Source organism: Micromonospora sp. NPDC050187, assembly GCF_044459745.1.
Lineage (GTDB): Bacteria > Actinomycetota > Actinomycetes > Mycobacteriales > Micromonosporaceae > Micromonospora.
In genome coordinates this window covers 351,893-371,687 of sequence record NZ_JBITJH010000004.1, presented here as the reverse complement: position 1 = coordinate 371,687, position 19,795 = coordinate 351,893, and the positions used below count along the sequence as shown (strand labels likewise).

Below are 19,795 nucleotides of genomic sequence, written 5' to 3'. Positions count from 1 at the left end.
GAAAGCTTTGCAAGACCTTGCGGGCAAGTTTTCGCAACCTGCCCGCAACATGCCCGCCACATTGGAGGCAGCCGGTCCGCAGTTCGTACGGGACTTACGCGAGCGAGCCGCTTTACGCCGGCAGACCACCGTCCCGACGCCTGGGAGAGTGATTGACGTGTGACGAGCCAGCGGCGTAGCGTCCGCGCAAGATGTTCCATCGTCTTGCACCGCTTTGCGAGCCGTACGGGGCCTGGATGCGCTGCCCGCCGGACGCGGCGACGGGACGGGCGGCACCGGCGAGCGGAGGGGGCCACCACTGATCACGTTGTCGGTCGGGGCTGTTAGCGTCGCGCCGCTGGCCTACCCGTCCGACCGGAGGTTGTCGTGATCAGCTCGCATGCGTCGTCGTTCGCCGGGTTACCGGTGCGGCTCTTCACCCCCGGGGAGCCCCTGCCGGAGGATCCGTCGGCGGTGGCCTGGAGGCTGGAGGTCGAGGAGTTCGAGGCCGAGCCCGAGGAGTTCGCCGACCTGGTGGCGACGTTCCGGGCGACGGTGCCCGCCGAGGCCGTCCGGGCGGTGGTGGTCGGTGAGTGGGGCAGCGCGTACGAGCGGGCGCTGCCGGTCGAGCTGCTGGTGGACGCGGCGACCGAGTGGACCGGGCTGCGCGCGATCTTCCTCGCCGACCTGGTCTTCGAACAGTGTGAGATCTCCTGGCTGACGCTGACCGACATCACCCCCCTGCTGACCGCCTACCCGGCCCTGGAGACGCTCTGGGTGCGCGGCGGCAAGGAGCTCATGCTGAGCCCGGTGCGGCACGACGGGCTGCGGGAGCTGCGTTTCGAGTCCGGCGGGCTGCCCGGCCCGCTGGTCCAGGCGGTGGGCGAGTCCCAGCTGCCGGCACTGGAACGGCTGGTGTTCTGGCTCGGCCGCACCGACTACGGCGCGAGCACCGGCCGGGAGGAACTCGCCCCGGTGCTGGCCGGCGCCGGGCTGCCGGCGCTGCGCCACCTGGGGCTGTGCAACAGCGAGATCGCCAACGCGGTCGCCCGGATGGTCGCCGACGCTCCGATCGTCGCCCGGCTGGAGGTGCTCGACCTGTCGATGGGGGTGCTCACCGACGACGGCCTGGACGCGCTGCTGGCCGGCCAGTCGTTGACCCACCTGCGTCGGCTCGACCTGGCGCACCACTTCCTGTCCGACGAGGCGCAGCAGCGCGTGGTGGCCGCGCTTCCCGGTGTCGACGTCGACCTCTCGGACGCCCAGAAGGTCGAGGTCTACAGCGGCCGCGAGTACCGCTTCACCGCCGTCGGGGAGTGACCGGCGATGACCTTCGTCAACCACGCGCAGTCCTTCGCCGGCCGGCCGGTGGTCGACTTTCTCCTGGACGAGCCACTGCCGACCCTGGACACCCCGGTGTCCTGGCGGTTCTCCCACAACGAGTTCGACACCTCCGCCGGGTACACCCCGTCCGAGCCGTTCCGCGGCGCGTTCGACGAGTTCCTCGCGAAGGTCGGGCCGTCGGTGGAGTCGCTGGTCATCGGCCCCTGGGGGTACGCGGCGTTCAATGTCGCCCCGATCTCGCAGCTCTGCGCTGCGGCACCCCGGCTGCCGGCGCTGCGGGCGCTGTTCCTCGGCGACATGACCTCCGAGGAGTGCGAGGTCTCGTGGATGCGGGTCGGTGACGTCAGCCCGCTGCTCGCGGCGTACCCGGAGCTGGAGGTGCTGCGGGTCCGGGGCGGTAAGGATCTCGCCTTTGCGCCGGTGAAGCACGAGCGGCTGCGCGAGCTGGCGGTGGAGACCGGCGGGCTGTCCCCGGCGTTCACCCGGGCGGTGCTCGACTCGGAGCTGCCCGCCCTGACCGACCTGGAGCTGTGGCTCGGCACCCCTGACTACGGCGGTACCACGGACGTGACGGACCTGGCCCCGTTGCTGGCCGGCGAGCGCTTCCCGGCGCTGCGCCGCCTCGGGCTGCGCAACGCCGAGATCGCCGACGACCTGGCCGAGGCGCTGTCGACCGCGACGGTGGTGCCCCGGCTGGAACGCCTCGACCTGTCGCTGGGCACGCTCGGCGAGCGGGGTGCCGCCGCACTGCTGGCCGGTCAGCCGCTGACCCACCTGACCGAACTCGACCTGCACCACCACTACCTGGATGTGGAGACGGCCGCCGCGCTGGTCGCCGCCCTGCCCGGGGTGCGGGTGGACGTGTCCGACCCACGGGAGGACGAGGAGGACGACGGGGAGAGCTACCGGTACACCGCCGTCGGGGAGTGACCCGTGCCGGTTCGGGACGGCCCGGCCTGGGTAGCACCAGGGCAACCGGACGCCGAGGAGGACCTGATGAGCGACCCGAGGTACGCGGCACTACCACTGGCCGCCACCGGCCTGCGGAACGAGGACGACGGCAGCGGTCCTGAGCCGACCGACGCGATCGTCGGCGCGGACGACGCGGCGGCCGACGCCGCCCGGGCCGGCGCCGACGTCGACCTGACCGGGGCGAACCGGGACGGTGATGGGGTTCCGGTCGGCGCGGCCGACGCCGACGCCGACCGGGAGCGCGCCGCCCGGCAGACCGACTGACCACCGTTCGACCGACCGACCGACCACCATTCGGGAACCCGGCCGCCGCCCCGCCCGGGGGGGGGGGGCGGCGGCCGTCGTGCCGTCAGCCTCCGGCGCTCACCGGCCCCGGCCGGGCGGCGGTCGCGCGGCAGGTCGCCAGCACCTCCCGCAGCTGGTCCAGCGCCCACCGGAGGTCGTCGTCGGTGGCGACCAGCGGGGGTGCCATCCGGATGGTGGAACCATGGGTGTCCTTGACCAGCACGCCCCGCCCGGCCAGCGCGGCGCAGATGTGCCGCCCGGTGGCCAGGGCCGGGTCGATGTCGATGCCGGCCCACGCGCCCGCGCTGCGCACGGCGGTGACGCCGTCGCCGATCATGGCGTCGAGCCCCTCCCGCAGGACGGCGCCGAGGCGGCGGGCCCGGGCCTGGTACTCGCCGGTGCCGAGCAGGTCCACCACGGCCTCACCGACCGCCGCCGCCAGCGGGTTGCCGCCGAAGGTGCTGCCGTGTTCACCCGGCTGGAGCAGACCGAGGACGGCCCGGTCGGCGAGCACGGCGGAGAGCGGGACGATGCCACCGCCGAGCGCCTTGCCGAGCAGGTACACGTCCGGGCGGACGCCGGCCCGCTCGCAGGCGAACGTCGTGCCCGTCCGCCCCAGCCCCGACTGGATCTCGTCGGCGACAAACAGCGCCTGCCGCTCGGTGCAGATCCGGCGGACCCCGGCGAGGTAGCCGTCGGCGGGAACGACCACACCGGCCTCGCCCTGCACCGGTTCGATGAGCACGGCGGCGGTGTGCTCGTCGACGACGGCCTCCAGGGCCGGGAGGTCGTCGTACGGCACGACGGTGAAGCCGGGGGTGAACGGGCCGAACCCGGCCCGGGCCTGCGGGTCGGTGGAGAAACTGACGATCGTGGTGGTCCGGCCGTGGAAGTTGCCGGCGGCCACGACGATGGTCGCCCGGTCGGCGGGGACACCCTTGACCTCGTACGCCCAGCGGCGGGCGACCTTGACCCCGGTCTCCACCGCCTCCGCGCCGGTGTTCATCGGCAGGACCAGGTCCATTCCGGCCAGCGCGGCGAGTTTGGCGGCGAACGGGCCGAGCCGGTCGTTGTGGAAGGCGCGGCTGGTCAGGGTCACCTTGGCCAACTGTTCCCGGGCGGCGGCGAGCAGCCTCGGGTGACCGTGGCCGAAGTTCAGCGCCGAGTATCCGGCCAGCAGGTCGAGGTAGCGATGACCGTCGACGTCGGTGACCCAGGCTCCTGCGGCCTCGGCGACGACGACCGGCAGTGGGTGGTAGTTGTGGGCGAGGACCGCCTCCTCCCGGCTGATCGCGGCGCGGGTGCGGGTCCGGTCGGCGGCCTCGGTTCGGATGCTCATCGGCGGATCTCCAGGGTGCAGCACTTGGCCCCGCCGCCGGCCTTGGCCAGCTCGGACAGGTCGACCGGGACGGGCCGGTAGCCCCGGGCGGCGAGTTGGGCGATCAGGTCGGTGGCGGCCTGCGCGACCACCACGTTTGCCCCGTCGCTGACGGAGTTCAGCCCGAGGGCGAGCGCGTCGGCCTCGGTGGCCAGCAGGGCGTCGGGGAACAGGTGCGCCAGGGCCCGTCGGCTGCCCGGGGAGAACGCCGCCGGGTAGTAGGCGACGGTGTCGTCGTCGAGGACGAACAGCGCGGTGTCCAGGTGGTAGAAGCGCGGGTCGGTCAGGCACAGCGACACCACCGGCCGGCCGAGGAACTCCTGCGCCTCGCCGTGCGCGGCCGGTTCGGTGCGGAAGCCGCTGGCGGCGAGCACCAGGTCCCGGGTGACCGCGAAGTCGCCCTCCCCCTCGTTGACGTGCTCGGGCGGTCGGACGCTGGGGAACCCCGCCGCGGTGAACCAGGCCCGGTAGGCGGGGGCCTCGGGCGCCCGTTCGACGTTGCGGTACCGGGCGCCGTAGACCAGGGAGTCGAGCACCAGGCCGCAGTTGGCGGCGAAGACCATGTCGACCAGACCGGGCACCGGGTCGACCAGGTGCACGGTGTGGCCGAGCTGGCGGTACGTCTCGCACAGCCGCGTCCACTGGGCGGTCGCGCGGGCCCGGTCGACCGGCACCGCCGGGTCCATCCAGGGGTTGATCGAGTAGGTGACGTCGAAGTGGGCCGGCGGGCACATGAGGTACTCACGCCGGGTGGCGGTGCGAATCATCGTGGGTCGTCCCGGGTGAGGATGTCGTCGACGGCCGCCTCCAGGGCCGCCTCGGCGCGGGCGACCCGCTGCCGCAGGTCGCCGACGTGCTGCCGGTCGGCGGCGAGCCGCTCGGCGAAACGGGCCGCCTCCCGTCGGACCGCCGCCGGTGCCGGGCCGCCGTAGAGGGTCCGCCGGACCACGAACGCGTGCGGGTCCATCGCCTCGGCGAACTGCTCCGGGGTCAGGCCGCTGTCGCGGCCGAGCACCTGCCGGGCCGCGTCGTCGAGCAGGGCGGGGGTGGCCGCCGGGGCGGTCACCCCGCGCTCGATGCCGAGCCGGACGAACACACCGACGACCTGGTGGGCGTGCCGCCAGTCGAGCCCGGTGTGCCGGACCAGGGCGGTGGCGACGTCGGTCACCTGGGCCCAGTGCGCACCCGCCTGGGCGGCCAACCGGTTCCGGTCGACGCGCAGGTCGGCGAGGATCCCGGCGCAGTCGCGGAGCTTGCCGGAGATCGACCCGCACATCGACCAGAGCGCCTGCTGCGAGTAGCGGCGTTCGAGGATCGGGAAGCCGGTCGGGCCGCGTTCGGCGGTGATCACCCCGACCAGGGCCGCCAGGGCCTGGGTGGCGACCGACTTGACGTCCTCCAGGGCGTCGGGGTTCTTCTTCTGCGGCATGATGCTGCTCGTGCCGCAGTACCGGTCGGGCAGTTCCACGTAGCCGAACTCGGAGGTCGACCACAGGTAGAGGTCGTCGGCGAGCCGGGCCAGGGTGGCACCGGTGGTGGCGAGCAACGCCGCCGTCTCCATCTCCAGGTCGTGACTGAGGATCGCGTCCATGGTGTGCGGCAACGGGGCGTCGAAGCCGAGCAGGTCGGCGACCCGGTGCCGGTCGACCGGCAGGTCGCTGCCGGTGAGGATGGCGGCCCCGGCCGGTGAGAGGTTGAGCCGGCCGTACAGCCCGAACAGCCGTTCGGTGTCCCGGGCGAAGGCCTGCTCGAACATGGTCGCCCAGTGCGCGAACGTGGTCGGTTGGGCGTGCTGGCCGTGGGTGTAGCCGGGCATCACCGTGTCGGTGTGCGCCTCGGCCAGGTCGAGCAGGACGCCCCGCAGGCCGGTCAGGGCGGGCAGGAGCGCGTGCAGGTGCCAGCGGATCGTCATCCGGCGGGCCACCTCGATCAGGTCGCCGGAGCTGCGGCCGAGGTGGATCCGGCCGCCGGTGTCCGGACCGAGGGTGGCGGTGAGGTACTGCTCGCCGGAGTGCATCCCGCCACCGGCGGCGATCCGGGTCTCGGCGACACCCCGGACGTCCATCTCCCGCAGGGCGGCGACGATGGCCCGGCCGGTGGCCGGGTCGAGCAGGCCCTGTTCGGTGAGCATCACCGCGTGGGCCTTGTCGAAGGCGTGGATCGCCGGCAGGGAGTCGCCGAGCAGTTCCGTGCGGTGGCTGCGCAGGTGCGGCAGCTGTTCCTCGGTCAACCGGACGCCGGTGGCCCGGAAACCCTGGTGGTCGTGGTCGGTGGTCATCGACGGGCTCCTCCGGCGCCGAAGACGGCGAAGTGGAACAACAGGTACGCGGTGAGCGTGGCGGTGGTCGACGTGGGGTGGTCGGTGAGCGGGTTGACCTCGGTGACGGCGAACGCGTCGCAGTGCGGGGCGAGCAGCCGGACGGCCTCCAGCGCCTCGCCGGAGGTGAGGCCGCCCGGTTCGTGCGCGCCGGCTCCGGGGGCGAACGCCGGGTCGATCGCGTCGATGTCGAAGGAGAGGAAGAGGTGGTCGGCGCCGGAGACCCGGTCGAGGATCTGCTCGACGGCGGAGACCGGGCCGAGCGCCTGGAACTCCCGGGCGGTGATGTGGGGCAGTCCGGACGTGCGCTTGAAGGTCGCCGAGGACGGGAAGTTGAAGTGTCGGACGGCGACCTGGATGCAGTCGTCGGCGTTGATCCGGTCGAGTTCCAGGCTGCGGCGCATGCCGCTGGACTGGCTGACCCGGCCCTGGTACCGGTTGTGGTCCATCAGGTCGAGGTGGGCGTCGAAGTGGATGACCCCGACCCGTCCGGGCAGGGCCTCGTGCACACCCCGGGCGCAGGGGAAGAGAACCGAGTCGTCGCCGCCGATGACGATCGGCGACCGGCCCTCCCGCAGCGAGGCCGCCACGGCGGCGGAACAGGCGTCGAGGGTGGCGTGGATGTCGTGGCCGACGACGTCCACGTCGCCCCGGTCGCGCAGCAGGTCGTCGCCGACCTCGTGCACCGAGTCGCTGTCCAGGGAGTAGATGGCACCGTTCTCGATGCGCTGGGTGATCCAGCCCAGTGCCTCGCGGACCCGGGCGGGCGCATAGCGCGAACCCGGCCAACCCAGGGTGGAGCCCCCGTCGAAGGGGACCCCCCACAGGTCGAACGTCCGCGGCTGGTGACGACGTGGCATTCCTGACCTCTCGCTGTGCGACGACGGTGGTTGGTGGGTTCAGCCGAGGACACGGGAGACGAACTCCCGGGTCCGGGGGTGCTGGGGGGCGCCGAGCACGTCGGCCGGGGAGCCGCTCTCCACGACGACACCGTCGTCCATGAAGACGAGCGTGTCGCCGACCTCGCGGGCGAAGCCGATCTCGTGGGTGACGACGACCATGGTCATGCCGTCGGCGGCGAGGGTCTTCATCACGTCGAGCACCTCGCCGACCAGTTCCGGGTCGAGGGCGGAGGTGGGCTCGTCGAAGAGCATGAGGTACGGCTGCATGGCCAGCGCCCGGGCGATCGCGACCCGCTGCTGCTGTCCGCCGCTGAGCTGTGCCGGGTACGCGTCGTACTTGTCGCTGAGACCCACCCGGTCGAGCAGCCGACGGGCGGCGGCGGTGGCGTCGGCGCGGTTGTGCCGCAGGGCGCGCAGCGGCCCCTCCACCACGTTGCCGAGCGCCGTCATGTGCGGGAAGAGGTTGAACCGCTGGAAGACCATGCCGATCCCGCGCCGCTGTCGGGCGATCTCCCGCTCGTTCAGCTCGTACAGCCGGCCCTGGCGCACCCGGTGGCCGACCAGCTCGTCGCGGACCCACAGCTCGCCGTCGTCGATGCGTTCGAGTTGGTTGACGCAGCGCAGGAAGGTGCTCTTGCCCGACCCGGACGGCCCCATCACGCAGAGCACCTCCCCGGCGTGCACGGTCAGGGACACCCCCCGCAGCACGTGGACCGGTCCGAACGACTTGTGGATCCCGATGGCCTGGACGACGGGTGTGCCGGTCACGCCGGGTTCTCCTTCTCTCGGCGCGCGAGGGCGCGAACGGCCCGGCGGGTGGTGTGCTGGAAGCCCCGGCCGAACCGTCGTTCGACGAAGTGTTGGATCACGCTGAGCACCGAAACGACCACCAGGTACCAGATCGCCGCCACGATGAGCAGTTCGATGACCCGGTTGTTGGCGTAGTAGATGAACTCGGCGCTCTCCAGGATCTCGCCGTAGGTGATCACCGCAGCGAGCGAGGACATCTTCAGGGTGCTGATGAACTCGTTGCCCAGCGGCGGCACGATCACCCGCATCGCCTGGGGCAGGACCACCCGGCGGCGGATCTGCCCCGGGGTGAGACTGAGCGCCTGGGCGGCCTCGATCTGGCCCCGGTCGACCGCCAGGATGCCGGCGCGGACGAGTTCGGCGGTATAGGCGCTCATGTTGATGCCCAGCCCGAGCAGGGCCGCCACGAACGGCGTCATCACGTCGATGGTGCGGGCCTGGAAGCTGCCGAAGCCGATGGTCGGGAAGACCAGCGCCAGGTTGTACCAGATCAGCAGTTGCAGCAGCACCGGCACGCCCCGGAACAGCCAGACGTAGCCGAAGGCGACGGTCCGGGTCACCGGGTTGGCCGACATCCGCATCACCGCGACCACGACGCCGAGGACGATGGCCACCGCCATCGAGCAGAGCGTGATCACGATGGTGTTGCCCAGTCCGTGCAGGATCGCCCCGGCGGTCAGGTACCGGCCGACCACCGGCCACTCGATGCTGCCCTGGGCGAAGGCCCGGGCGAGCAGCGCGAGCAGGGCGAGCACCAGCGCCGCCGAGACCCAGCGGCCGTGATGCCGTAGCGGCACCCGGGGCAGGCCGGCGAGTTGTCCCGGTCCCGGTGCCGGCGAGGTGGCGGTTCCACCCCGGTCCGTGCTGGTCATGGTGCCTCCCGTCGGTGCTTTCGCCGAGTCTCACCGGCGACGACGGGGGTGCGGTACCTGACAGGAGGTCCAATGAGACCGCCCTGACCAGGACTTTCTGTCCTACCGAGTGCCGGGTCGGCGCTACGTCCGGTCGGGTGTCGGGCGGGTGTCGTCCGGGTCGGCGGCGCCGTCGGCGAGTAGGGCGAGCCACAGCTCCATGCGTTCGTAGGCGGAGGCGAGGTCACGGCCGGTGATCCGCTCGATGCGCTCGACCCGGGCCCGCAGGGTGTGCCGGTGGATGCCGAGTTCGGCGGCGGTCTCGTTCCAGTGCCCGTTGTGCGCGAGGAACGCGCGCAGGGTGGCCAGCAGGGTCCCGTCCCGACCACCGTCGTGCTGCTGGAGCGGGCCGAGCACCCGGCGGACGAAGCCCGCGAGCGCCTGGGGTGACTGGGCGTGGAACAGCATCTGGAGGGCTTCCAGATCGTCGAAGCGGGTCACCGCCCGCCGTTCGGCCTGGCCGACCTCGGCGGCGTGACTGGCCGCGCGGTGCGAGTGCGTGACGCGTTCGACGGGCACCACGTCGCCCAGGCCGAGCGCGACGGTGGGCCGGACCGAGGCCAGTCGGGCGAGGGCGCGGGCGGTGCGGTCCGAGCCGTCGGTGAGCACGGTGACCCGGGCCTGCCGGCCGGTGGTCTGGACCACCACCGCGCCGGGCAGGTTGGCCTCGCTCATCAGCTCGTTCACCCGGTCGCCCAGCGGGTCGCCCCGGCTCGCGTCGCAGAGGTACGTGGCGACCCGCAGGGCGGTGGCGTCGAGGTCCCAGCCGGTGACGTGCTGGTGGGCCACCGTCGGCGCGATCGCGCCACGGAGCAGTTGGAGCAGGGTGTCGGCGCGCAACCGGCGCAGTTGCCGGCTGGCCGCCTGCGAACGTTCCATCTCCAGCGACAGCAGGGCCACCCCGCCGGCCAGCACCATCCGGCTGTAGTCGCTGGCCCGACCCGGCACGCCGGCGACCAGGAAGCCGCGCATCCGGCCCCGGGCGCCGAGGGTGTGGATCGCGATGGACTCGCGCGGGGTGACCACCGCGCTGCTCGCCCGGATGCCCCGTTCCCGGGTGCGCATGAGGTCCGGGAGCAGGGCGGGCAGCCGCTCGCCGGCCTCCGGCGGCCAGGCCCGGACGACGGTGGCCGCCGTGTCGGTGAGCACCGCCCAGCCGTCGACCGCCCGGGAGATCGCGGTGACGATGCCGCCCCGTCCGGACTCCAACGCGGCGGCGGTCAGCGTCTGCTGGGCGTCGAAGGCGCGGGCGATGGTGTCGTAGCGCTCGGCGGCGAGCAGGTTGGACACGCCCTCGGAGATCGCCACGTAGGGCGCGTCGACCGGGATCTCCAGCACGGGCAGGCCGCGTTCCTCGGCGGCGGCCCGCAGGGGTCCGGGGACGTCGGGGTGGTCGAGGCCGACCCCGAAGCCGAGTCCGGCCAGCCCGGCGTCGGCGAGCCGGTGCAGGTACGGCCCGAACTCCTCCGGGTCGGTGATCCGCATACCGGTGGTGAGCAGGAGTTCCCCACCGCGCAGCCACGGCGTCGGGTCCACCGTCTCGCTGACGTGCACCCAGCGCACCTCGTTGCCCACACCGGTGCCGCCGGCCACCATCCGCAGCCGCAGTTCCGGCAGTGCGAGAACCTGCGCGACGGTCACCGCCATCGGACCCCACCCCCTGTCGTCGATCATGTATGGACGGCCTGTCTTCGACATGAAGTACAGTCCGACCTGCGGCGACGTGACAATAGGTCGCCTTCCGACAGCCGCGCGGTCGCTTGAAGACTGGGGCAACGCCAGCCGATCACCGGCGGCGGTCAGGCGGGGTGTGGGGTGCGCCATCACCCGCGAACCCGGAGGAGACAGGTGTGAAGAAGTCAGCCACATGGGTGAGCGTGGCGGTCGCGGCGGCGCTCCTCGCCGGTTGCGGCGGCACGGACGAGCCGGCGGCCAGCAGGGCGTCGGACAACCCGCTCAACGCGATGCTCCCCGAGTCGGTCCGCAGCGCCGGTCGGCTCAACGTCGGCAACAGCCCGGTCTATCCCCCGATGTCCTACCTGCCGGAGGGCACCGAGGACCGCGAGAAGCGGCAGGGCTTCGACGTCGACCTGGCCCGGGCCATCGGCGAGAAGCTCGGCGTCACCGTCACGTTCGTCACCCAGGAGTACGAGCAGTACATCCCGTCCCTGGCCACCGGCCGGGTCGACCTGGTGCAGTCCGCCATGCAGGACCTGGAGTCCCGCCGCGACACGGTCGACTTCGTCGACTACTACACCACCGGCCCTCAACTGTTCACGCGTGCCGACCGGGCCGGCCAGTTCCCGACCGAGGCCGACGTCTGCGGGCACAAGGTGGCGGTGGACAGCGGCGACACCGGATACCGGGCGGCGCTCACCGACTTCAACACCCGGGTCTGCGCCGCCGCCGGCAAGCCGCCGGTCCAGGAGCTGACCACCAACGGCACGGCCGACGCGCTGTTGCAGTTGCAGCAGGGTCGCGCCGACGTGAGCATCCGGGGCGCGGAGTCCATCCGGTACGTCACGAAGGAGCAGGAACCGGGCAAGTACACGCTGATCGGCAAGCCAATCGCGGAGATCCCGGTCGGCATCGGCGTCAGCAAGAAGCAGACGCAGCTGCGCGACGCGGTGGTGGCGGCGCTCAAGGCGCTGATCGAGGACGGCACCTACGCCACGATCGGCGAGAAGTGGGGCCTGTCGGACATCCTGCGTCCGGCGGTGACCGTCAACGGCCAGCCGGCGGCCTGACCATGACCGTCACCGTCCTGCGCGGCGGCACCGTGTTCACCCCGCAGCGGGCCGGCACCGCCGACGTGGTCGTCGGTGGACGGGACGTCCTCGCCGTGACGGCGGCGGGTGATCCCCCGTCCGGCGGCCCACCGACCGGGTCGCCGGACGCGGTGGTCCACGACTGCACCGGCCTGCTGGTGGTGCCCGGGCTGGTCGACGGGCACCTGCACATCGTCGGCGGGGGCGGCGGCTCGGGATACCACTCCCGGATCCCGGAACTGCCGGCCGACGTGATCGTCGAGGCCGGCACCACCACCTGCGTCGGGATGCCCGGCGTCGACCCGGTCAGCAAGGGCCCGGAGGCGCTGCTCGCCCGGGCGTACGCCCTGCCGGTCGCCGGCCCACGCGCCTGGGTGATGGCCGGCGGGTTCCACTGGCCGCCGCCCACCCTGACCGGGTCCCTGCTGCGGGACCTCTACCTGCTGCCGCACCTGGTCGGCGTCAAGGTGGCCCTGTACGAGCACAAGGCCACCTGCCCGGACCTCGCCGAGCTCACCCGGCTGCTGCGGGAGCTGGAGTGGGCGGCCGGGGCCACCGGCCGGGCGGCCCTGCTGCACGTGCACCTCGGCACCGCGGGCGGCGACCCGGACCTGCTCCCCCGCGCTCTGGACGCCTCCGGAGCGGACCCGCGCCGGCTCCAGGTCACCCATGCCAACTACGGTCCCCGGACACTCGACCTGGCCGCCCGGATCGGTGCCGCCGGCTCCTGGGTCGACGTCAACCCGCTGATCAACCCGGATCGCATCGCCGGTGCGGTGGCTCCGGTCGACGCGGTCGCCGAACTGCTCGACCGGGGGGTGCCGGCCGACCGGCTCACTCTCAGCAGTGACGGGAACGCCTCGGTGCCCCGGACGCGGCCCGACGGCACCCGGGAGGACTTCGCCTACCGGGTGGAGCTGCTGCCCACCGTCCGCGCGCTGGTCGACACCGGCACCCTCGACCTGCCCGACGCCCTGGCCCTGGTGACCCGCAACCCCGCCGCCGCGCTCCACCTGGCCGGTGCCGGCACGCTGCGGCCCGGCGTACCGGCCGACATCGTCGTGCTCGACCCGGAGCTGCGGGTCCGCCGGGTGTTCCGGGACGGCACCGAACTGGTCCGGGACGGCCGGGCGGTCACCCCTGCCCCGTTCCGGCCGTCGCCGGGCGGGGTCGCCGCCGGCGCGGGCCCGGACACCGGGAGCCGCTGATGCGACACGTGCTCTTCCAGGACCCGGGACCGGCGACGCCCGCCGGGCCGCCGGTGCCGGTCTGGGTCGACGCCGCCACCCCGACGCCCGGCCCCGGCCAGGTGCTGATCGAGGTGCACGCGGCCGGGCTCAACCGCGCCGACCTGCTGCAACGCGACGCCGACTACCGGCCGCCGGCGGGCGAGTCGGCGGTACCCGGGCTGGAGTGCGCCGGTCGGATCGTCGCACTGGGCAGCGGGGTCACCGACCTGCGGGTCGGTGACCGGGTCTGCGCTCTGCTCGGCAGCGGCGGGTACGCCACCCACGTCGTCGCGCCGCGGGCCCAGGTGTTGCCGGTGCCCGACGGGTGGAGCATGACGGAGGCCGCCGCGCTGCCGGAGGCCCTGGCCACCGCCTGGTGGAACCTGCGGATGCTCGGCGGTCTGCGCCCGGGCGACCGGGTGCTGGTGCACGCGGCCAACTCCGGCGTGGGCACCATGGCCGTCCGCCTGGCCCGGGTGCTCGGAGCGAGCGTCGCCGGCACGGTCCGCACCGCCGAGCTGGCCGAACGGGTACGGGCCCTCGGTGCCGATCCGGTCGTCGTGTCCACGAGGGCCGACGCGGAGCGGACCCTGCGCGAGCGGGCCCCGGAGGGTTTCGACATCGTGCTCGACCTGGTCGGCGCGGCGGTCGCCGAACTCACCCTGGCCGGGTTGCGCACCGGAGGCCGGTGGCTCTGTGTCGGCGTACTCAGCGGCGACGAGGTCAGCCTCAGCCTGCGCACCGTGATCCGGCGTCGGCTCGTACTGACCGGCGGGTCACTGCGTAGCCTGCCCGCCGCCGAGAAGGCCGCCATCCTCGCCGACCTACGGCGGTCCCGGCCATGGGCGGCACCGGACGGGGTCCGCCCGGTGCTCGCCGCCGCGTACCCGGCGGCCGGGGTCACCGCCGCCCTGGAACACCTGGAACGCGGTGGCCTGCTCGGCAAGATCGTGCTCGACCTCACCCGCTGACCCCGCTCCCCGATCCGCCCCAGCCTTTCTGGAGTTGCCGTGACCCCGACCGCACCCACCCCGAGTCCCGCCACCGAACGCGTCGGACTGGCGCTCGGCTACGACCCGGCGGTGTCCGTCCGGCAGATGGCCGGCTCGGCCGCCGCCGCCGAGCGGGCCGGTTTCGACACCGCCTTCTTCTCCGAGACGCTGTTCACCAACCGCGACTCGGTCAGCGCCCTCGCCGCTTTCGGGCTGGCCACCGAGCGGGTCACCCTCGGCACCACCCAGGTGGTCCGGCTGCGCAGCCCGCTGGTGATGGCGCAGACGGCGGCCACCCTCGACGAGCTGAGCGGCGGACGACTCGTCCTGGTGGTCGGGGCGTTCACCGCCAAGCACGCCGCCCGCAACGGCCGGCCGTTGACCGACCCGGTCACCACCCTCCGGGAGTACGTCGAGTCGATCCGGGCGCTGCTCACCGGGGAACGGGTCACCTACCGGGGCGAGGTGGTGCAGCTCGACGACGTGGCCCTGAACTTCACCCCGCTCCGGCCGGACATCCCGATCTGGATCGCCGCCGCCAGCCGCCGGGGGCTGGTCAACGCGGCGGCGCTCGGCGACGGCGTGCTGCTGGATGCCGGGACGTCCCCGGAGTACTCGGCCAACGCGGTCGAGCTGCTCCGGCGCAGCTGCGAGAAGATCGACCGGGACCCGACCGAGCTGACCGTGGCGCAGCTGGTCAACACCTCCATCGAGGACGACCGGGAGACCGCCGTCGCCGCGATCCGCTGGGAGGTGGCGACCAAGTTCACCTATGCGTCCACGCCGAAGGCCAAGATGTCGGTGGGCGAGCCGACCATCGACCCGGACGACCTGCCCCGGTTCGCCGACGCCTTCGCCCGGGGCGGCAAGGCCGCGCTCCAGGAGATCCTGCCCGAGCGGTACGTCACCTCGCTGACCGCCACCGGCACCGCCGACGACGTGCGGGCCCGGATCGCCGCGTACCGGCAGGCCGGAGTCACCCTGCCACTGGTCCGCCCGGCCGCGCCGCACCAGCTCGACCGGCTGCTGCGCACCTTCGGCCGACCCGAGGCGGGGTGACCGGCGCGGAGCCGACCGGTCCCGGTGCGGGACACGTCGCCGAGCAGCACCGGCCGGGCCGGCTCAGCCGGCGACCGGCGTGCGGCAGGAGTCCAGCCAGCGCCGGTACCAGCGGGCGAAGTCCAGCGGCACGCCGTCCTCGTCGCGCAGCGGCCGGAACCCACCCCCGTCGGCGCTGTCGTCGGCCCACATCTGCCCACGTGCCGGTCCGCTGACCACCAGCGCCTCCCGCAGGGCGCACCCGAGGTGGCACAGGTAGAGCAGGCCGACGGAGTGGGCGTCGTCGTAGACCACCGAGTCGTACAACTCCTGGTAGGCGTCCTCGGCGGACTCCAACGCCTCGGGCGAGTCGAAGTCGTCCTCGTCCGGCTGCGGCGGGAGGTCGTCGGCCGGGTTGAACGCCTCGGTGTGCGCGAAGGGCTGGTCGAGGGTGTCCAGGTCGGTCAGGTCGGCGCCGTCGCCCTCCCACTGCCACCGTCGGTCGACCCGGCGCGGCGGGAAGAGCCCGTACGCCGGGCCGGCTCCACCCCGGCCCGCCGTCACCAGGAACGACCGGTACTCGGCCGGCAGTTCCAGCCGCAGTTGTCCCTCCAACTCGGCCAGTTCCGCGCCGGACAGCGGGGGTTCGAGGACGAAACCGTGGCTGCCGGCGCCGAAGACCTCCCCGGCCCGCGGGTCGGCGGCCAGTTGGGCGAGGCGGGGCGGTACGTCGGACCAGTCGACAGTCATGGCGCGCACCGTACCGGCGACCACCGACAGCGACCGTCGGCCCACCCGTACGCCGGCACGGGCCCGCCGACGGGCCGCGGTGACCTGCGGCCCGGTCCGACCCGGCCGTGCGGACGTGTCGGTGGTCACCCGTACGGTGTGCGACCGTGAACGCGCTTCAGACGTACCGCTACCTCCGACCGTCCGCCCTGAGCGACGGTGACCTGGCACTGCAGACCAGCGGCGGCCCCTCGGCCAACCCCCGGTTCTTCGTCGGCTTCCTCACCGCGCCCCGGGCCGCCGCGTCCGGGCTGCTGGCGGTCGCCGAGGTCGCCCGGACCCGCTACCACCAGCCGGTCAACCCGGCGAGCCTGGACCCGGTGGTCACCGGCAGCCGGGACCGGCTGCGGTTCGAGTCCTTCTCCGGCTGCTGCGGGGTGTACGCGCGCCTCGACGTCTCCCCCATCGGCTTCGACGGCGACGTCGTCGAGCACGGCACCACCAACGTGGACGTGAACGCACCGCTGCGGGAGGCGCTGGCCCGGGTCGGTGGCCTCGACCCGCTGCACCTGTCGGTCGGCCCGGACGACCTCACCGTGTCGACGATGGACGGTCCGGTGGTGGAGAAGAAGGTGCCGCTGCCGTCCCGCTGGCTGCGCGGCTTCGCCGAGGTGCACGTGCTGGCCGCCGAGATGACCCTGCGCGCCGAGGTCCCGGCGACCGAGGCGGCGGCGTTCCTGCGTCGGCTGCCGTCCGCCGGCGACCGGTCGGTGCTCTGGGCGGTGCCGGCCGGCCGGACGCTGCGGCTGACCTCCCGCCCCGGTCCGGGAGCGGTCTGCCTGGCCGGGGCCGGTCGGTTGGCCGCGCTGCGCGGGCTGCTGCGCTTCGCCACGACGCTGCGGGTGTACGGGCCGGCGGTGGGTGCCGGGTCACCGGCGGCGGCGAGCGTCTGGGAGTTGGACACCGGCGGAATGCGGTTGTCGCTGACCCTGTCGCCGGAGCCGTACCGGGGGTTCTCCGGCGAGGGCGGCGTCCTGGCGTCCCTGGCCTCCGACGACGTCACCGACGACGCCGCGCTGGTCAGCGCGCTGCTGTCCTGGGATCCGACGATCGACGTGCCGACGATGGCCGCCCAGGCGGGCCTGACCGACGAGCGGGTCCGGGCGGCCCTGGTGCAGTTGGGCACCGCCGGCCGGGTCGGGTACGACGTGGCCGAGCAGGCGTACTTCCACCGGGTGCTGCCGTACGACGCCGGCCGGGCCGAGCGGGACAATCCCCGTCTGGTCGGGGCGCGGGCGCTGGTGGAGGCCGGGGCGGTCGGCCGGGACGGGGACGTCGCCACGGTCAGCCACGGCACCGAGGTCTACCGGGTCCGCCGCCTCCCCGACGGCGGGTACACCTGCACCTGCCGCTGGTGGAGCCGGCACCGGGGCGAACGGGGACCGTGCAAGCACGCGCTCGCCGTGTCCATGGTGGAGGTGCCGGCGTGACCGACGGGCGCTTCGACTACCTGAACACCGGCGGCGTCCGGGCCGCGAAGGTGGCCGTCACCGGACTCACCGACGAGCAGCGCCGCGACATGGCGAAGGCCCTGCTGGTCCACATCCGCAAACAGGAGAACCCCTGGTTCTGGGACGCGCGGGCCACCGCGCTGGCGGTCGTGGCGGTGGGCTGCCTGCCCAGCGCCGCCCAGACCGCCCAACTGCTCGGCCGGCGGTCGGTCTCGCTGCGCGCGGTGCAGGCCAAGCTGGTGGTCGAGGTGGCGCGGGAGCGGGGCGTGACCTGGCTGGCCGACCTGGCGTACCGCCTGGCGGACAAGTTGCCGCGCACCGACCCGGACGACGGGTGGGAGTTCATCGCCGCCCTGCTCGCCGCCGAGCAGGCCCCGCCGCCGACCGGGGATCTCTTCGTCACCGGATGGGTTCGGCACCTGAGCTGGCCGCAGGAGCAGCGGCAGCGGGGCGTCCCGCTGCCGGAACGGCTGGCCGCCGACCCGTTCCTCGACGCCCTGCTGCCCCGGCTCTTCGAGGTCGACGGCATCGGCGTGAACATGTCGTTCGACGCCCTCTGGACACGGGAGAAGGACGACCCGGAGACCCGGGAGAAGATGGCCCTGCCCCGGGCGCTGGCAGCGCTCGCCGGCACCGGCCGGCTGGACCGGGCGGTCCTGCTCGACGGGTGCCTCAGCCGACTGCTGCGCGACGACCGGCCGGCGGCGCTGCGCGCCTTCACCGCCCTGCTCGACCTGCTCGCCCCGACCGGGACGGAGGTCGCCGACCGGGCCGCCGGCTATCTGCGGCTGCTCGCGGACGCCCCGGCGCCGGTCGCGACGATGGCCCAGAAGGCGCTGCGGCAGTGGGACGGCGCCGAGATCGCCGACGTGCTCGACGCGTCCCGGGCGGTGCTGGCCCGGCCGGACAAGGCCCTGGTGAAGGCCCAGCTGAGCTGGCTCGACCGGCTCGCCCGCCGGCTGCCGGACCGGGCCGCCGAGATCGCCGAGGTGCTCGCGGAGGCGCTCGACCACCCCGCCGCCGACATCCGGGACCGGGTCGCCACGCTGACCGCCCGGCACGGCCACGCGCCCGCACCGGCGGTGGCCACCGTCGCCGGGGACGAGCTGCCGCCGCCGGCCGGACCGCCGGCCGCACCACCGCCGATCACCGACCCGGACGAACTGGCCGAGGAGGTCGGGGTCCTGCTGGACGGCAGGACGGAGGCGCTGGCACTGGACCGGGTGCTCGACGGGGTGGTCCGCCTGGCCGGCGTCGACCGGCCCGCCCTGCGCCGGGCGCTGGTCCCGGTGCTGGACCGGCACCGGCACAGCATGTACGAACACCGGTGGGACCCGTGCTGCCTCTGCGAGCTGGTCGGCGGCGTGCTGTACACAGCGGTCGAGCCGGCGCGGGCCGCCGACCGGCGTGGCCGGTGGCAGGCGCTGACGGCCGCGGTCGGTCGGACGCCCGAGCCGGACCTGCAGAACCCCGCACCGGCCCGGGTGCCCGCCCCGCACCGGCTGTGGCGGGCCCGGATCGCCGAGGTCGGCATGCGGATCGGCGAGTCCGCCTACCCGGGGCTGCTCGCCATGCCGACCTCGGCCACCGGGGCGGTGGACCCGATGGCCCTCTACGAGCGGATCGCCCGCCTCGGCTCGGCCGGCCCGTGGCGGTGGGACCTCACCCAGGCGTTGCTGCGGCTGCCCCCCGGGTCCGACGAGCCGCTCGCCGCGAAGGCGCGGGCGCTGCGCAGCCCGGCCGGTGACCGGCTCGCCACCTGGCTGCGCGACGGTGGACTGCCCGATCCGGTCGCCGAGGTCCTCACCGTGCCCCGCCGGGAACGCCGCAAGCCCGCCAACCGCTGGGCGACCGACTGGGAGTACGACCAGTTGCCCGAGCGGCGCCGGCAGGTGCGGCTCACCCCGCCCGAGGGGTACGCCGACCGGTTCGGGCTGCTCACCGTGCCGCCCGCGCCCCTCGGCGGCAACCAGGGCGACCGGGCGGCGTTCTGGGCGTCGGTGCTGCCCTGGCATCCGAATGTGGTGGCGGCGCACGCGCTGCCCGAGGTCGCCAGCGCCGCCGACCAGGACGTCCGGGGAGCCACGGCGGTCCTGCCGGTGCTCGCCGAGAGCGGCGGCGCGGGTGGTCCCGCCCTCGACCTGGCCCTGGCGTACGGCCTGGGGGCCCGGCACGAGGCCGACCGGATCGCCGCTCTCGACGCCCTCCTGCTGCTCGCCGCCGCCGGCACCCTGGACGCCCCGGCTGTCGGCGGGCACCTCGGCACGCTGGTCACCGACGGCAACGTGCTGCCCACCCGGGCGGTGTCCCCGCTGCGGGACGCGGCCACCGCCGGTGCCCCGCTGAGCACCTGGCGGCTGCTCGCCGCCGCCCTGCCGGCGCTGCTCGCCGCGCCGACCGCGCCCCGGGGCACCCCGGACCTGCTGAGCCTGGCGGCCGAGACGGCCGCCCGCACCGGTGTGCGGATCGAGGTGCCGGGGCTGGCCGAGGTCGCCGGCCGGGGCGGGTCGAGCCGACTGGTCCGCGAGGCGCGACGGCTGGCCGAGGCGCTCGACCGGTAACCGGCGACGACGGGCCGCCCGGCGCACGGGCGGCCCTCCCTCGGCCGACGCCCCTTCCATTGACATGAG

17 protein-coding genes are annotated in these 19,795 nt (G+C 74.0%); 9 read left to right on the top strand and 8 right to left on the bottom strand.

Going from position 1 to position 19,795, the window contains the following annotated elements; all coding sequences use genetic code 11:
- Positions 1-366 precede the first annotated feature (366 nt).
- From ACIBJE_RS09465 to ACIBJE_RS09455, 3 genes are all read left to right on the top strand, one after another.
- Positions 367-1,299 carry an STM4015 family protein gene (locus ACIBJE_RS09465; RefSeq protein ID WP_396745489.1) on the top strand — a complete coding sequence of 311 codons (933 nt, stop codon included), beginning with the start codon at positions 367-369 and terminating at the stop codon, positions 1,297-1,299.
- Positions 1,300-1,305: 6 nt separating this feature from the next.
- Positions 1,306-2,253, top strand: a complete 948-nt coding sequence (locus ACIBJE_RS09460) for an STM4015 family protein (RefSeq protein WP_396745486.1) — start codon at positions 1,306-1,308, stop codon at positions 2,251-2,253.
- A 66-nt stretch (positions 2,254-2,319) separates the two neighbouring features.
- Positions 2,320-2,559 (top strand): hypothetical protein, encoded by a 240-nt coding sequence (locus ACIBJE_RS09455; RefSeq protein ID WP_145832906.1) that lies wholly within the window; start codon positions 2,320-2,322, stop codon positions 2,557-2,559.
- 85 nt (positions 2,560-2,644) lie between these two features.
- Here ACIBJE_RS09455 and rocD read toward each other — a convergent pair whose 3' ends face one another.
- The 7 genes from rocD to ACIBJE_RS09420 all read right to left on the bottom strand — a co-directional run bounded on the left by rocD (position 2,645) and on the right by ACIBJE_RS09420 (position 10,545).
- Positions 2,645-3,919 (bottom strand): ornithine--oxo-acid transaminase, encoded by a 1,275-nt coding sequence (rocD, locus tag ACIBJE_RS09450; protein ID WP_396745483.1) that lies wholly within the window; start codon positions 3,917-3,919, stop codon positions 2,645-2,647.
- Complete coding sequence (gene ddaH / locus ACIBJE_RS09445) at positions 3,916-4,725, bottom strand: dimethylargininase (protein ID WP_396745480.1); 810 nt, start codon at positions 4,723-4,725, stop codon at positions 3,916-3,918. Before ddaH ends, rocD begins: the two co-directional genes overlap by 4 nt.
- Positions 4,722-6,236, bottom strand: coding sequence for an argininosuccinate lyase (argH, locus tag ACIBJE_RS09440; RefSeq protein ID WP_396745477.1), 1,515 nt, complete (start codon positions 6,234-6,236; stop codon positions 4,722-4,724). The genes ddaH and argH overlap by 4 nt, the downstream gene beginning before the upstream one ends.
- Positions 6,233-7,135 carry an arginase family protein gene (locus ACIBJE_RS09435; protein ID WP_396745475.1) on the bottom strand — a complete coding sequence of 301 codons (903 nt, stop codon included), beginning with the start codon at positions 7,133-7,135 and terminating at the stop codon, positions 6,233-6,235. The genes argH and ACIBJE_RS09435 overlap by 4 nt, the downstream gene beginning before the upstream one ends.
- 39 nt (positions 7,136-7,174) lie before the next feature.
- Positions 7,175-7,945 carry an amino acid ABC transporter ATP-binding protein gene (locus ACIBJE_RS09430; protein WP_377660902.1) on the bottom strand — a complete coding sequence of 257 codons (771 nt, stop codon included), beginning with the start codon at positions 7,943-7,945 and terminating at the stop codon, positions 7,175-7,177.
- On the bottom strand, positions 7,942-8,859 hold the full coding sequence (locus ACIBJE_RS09425; protein ID WP_396745472.1) for an amino acid ABC transporter permease: 918 nt from the start codon (positions 8,857-8,859) through the stop codon (positions 7,942-7,944). The genes ACIBJE_RS09430 and ACIBJE_RS09425 overlap by 4 nt, the downstream gene beginning before the upstream one ends.
- 123 nt (positions 8,860-8,982) lie before the next feature.
- Entirely contained in the window at positions 8,983-10,545 is a 1,563-nt protein-coding gene (locus tag ACIBJE_RS09420) for a PucR family transcriptional regulator (protein WP_396745469.1), read from the bottom strand.
- A gap of 203 nt (positions 10,546-10,748) precedes the next feature.
- Between ACIBJE_RS09420 and ACIBJE_RS09415 the strand changes: the two genes are divergently transcribed.
- From ACIBJE_RS09415 to ACIBJE_RS09400, 4 genes are read left to right on the top strand one after another with little or no spacing between them, the layout of a single operon-like run.
- The gene (locus ACIBJE_RS09415) at positions 10,749-11,645 is read left to right on the top strand and encodes an ABC transporter substrate-binding protein (protein WP_396745466.1); all 897 of its coding nucleotides are present in this window, start codon (positions 10,749-10,751) and stop codon (positions 11,643-11,645) included.
- Positions 11,646-11,647: 2 nt separating this feature from the next.
- Positions 11,648-12,874 carry an amidohydrolase family protein gene (locus ACIBJE_RS09410; protein ID WP_396745463.1) on the top strand — a complete coding sequence of 409 codons (1,227 nt, stop codon included), beginning with the start codon at positions 11,648-11,650 and terminating at the stop codon, positions 12,872-12,874.
- Positions 12,874-13,866 (top strand): zinc-binding dehydrogenase, encoded by a 993-nt coding sequence (locus ACIBJE_RS09405; protein ID WP_396745460.1) that lies wholly within the window; start codon positions 12,874-12,876, stop codon positions 13,864-13,866. Before ACIBJE_RS09410 ends, ACIBJE_RS09405 begins: the two co-directional genes overlap by 1 nt.
- Positions 13,867-13,905: 39 nt before the next feature.
- Positions 13,906-14,946 (top strand): LLM class flavin-dependent oxidoreductase, encoded by a 1,041-nt coding sequence (locus tag ACIBJE_RS09400; protein ID WP_396745457.1) that lies wholly within the window; start codon positions 13,906-13,908, stop codon positions 14,944-14,946.
- A 63-nt stretch (positions 14,947-15,009) separates the two neighbouring features.
- On the opposite strand, the gene ACIBJE_RS09395 is transcribed toward ACIBJE_RS09400, so the two are convergent.
- Positions 15,010-15,675, bottom strand: a complete 666-nt coding sequence (locus ACIBJE_RS09395) for an SMI1/KNR4 family protein (protein WP_396745454.1) — start codon at positions 15,673-15,675, stop codon at positions 15,010-15,012.
- Positions 15,676-15,821: 146 nt separating this feature from the next.
- Here ACIBJE_RS09395 and ACIBJE_RS09390 point away from each other — a divergent pair, with 146 nt between their 5' ends.
- Together ACIBJE_RS09390 and ACIBJE_RS09385 are read left to right on the top strand one after the other, a co-directional pair.
- A complete protein-coding gene (locus tag ACIBJE_RS09390) occupies positions 15,822-17,144 on the top strand; it encodes an SWIM zinc finger family protein (protein WP_396745451.1) in 1,323 nt (440 codons plus the stop codon).
- Positions 17,141-19,726: a DUF6493 family protein gene (locus ACIBJE_RS09385; RefSeq protein WP_396745448.1), complete on the top strand. Its 2,586-nt coding sequence runs from the start codon at positions 17,141-17,143 to the stop codon at positions 19,724-19,726. Before ACIBJE_RS09390 ends, ACIBJE_RS09385 begins: the two co-directional genes overlap by 4 nt.
- Positions 19,727-19,795: the final 69 nt, after the last annotated feature.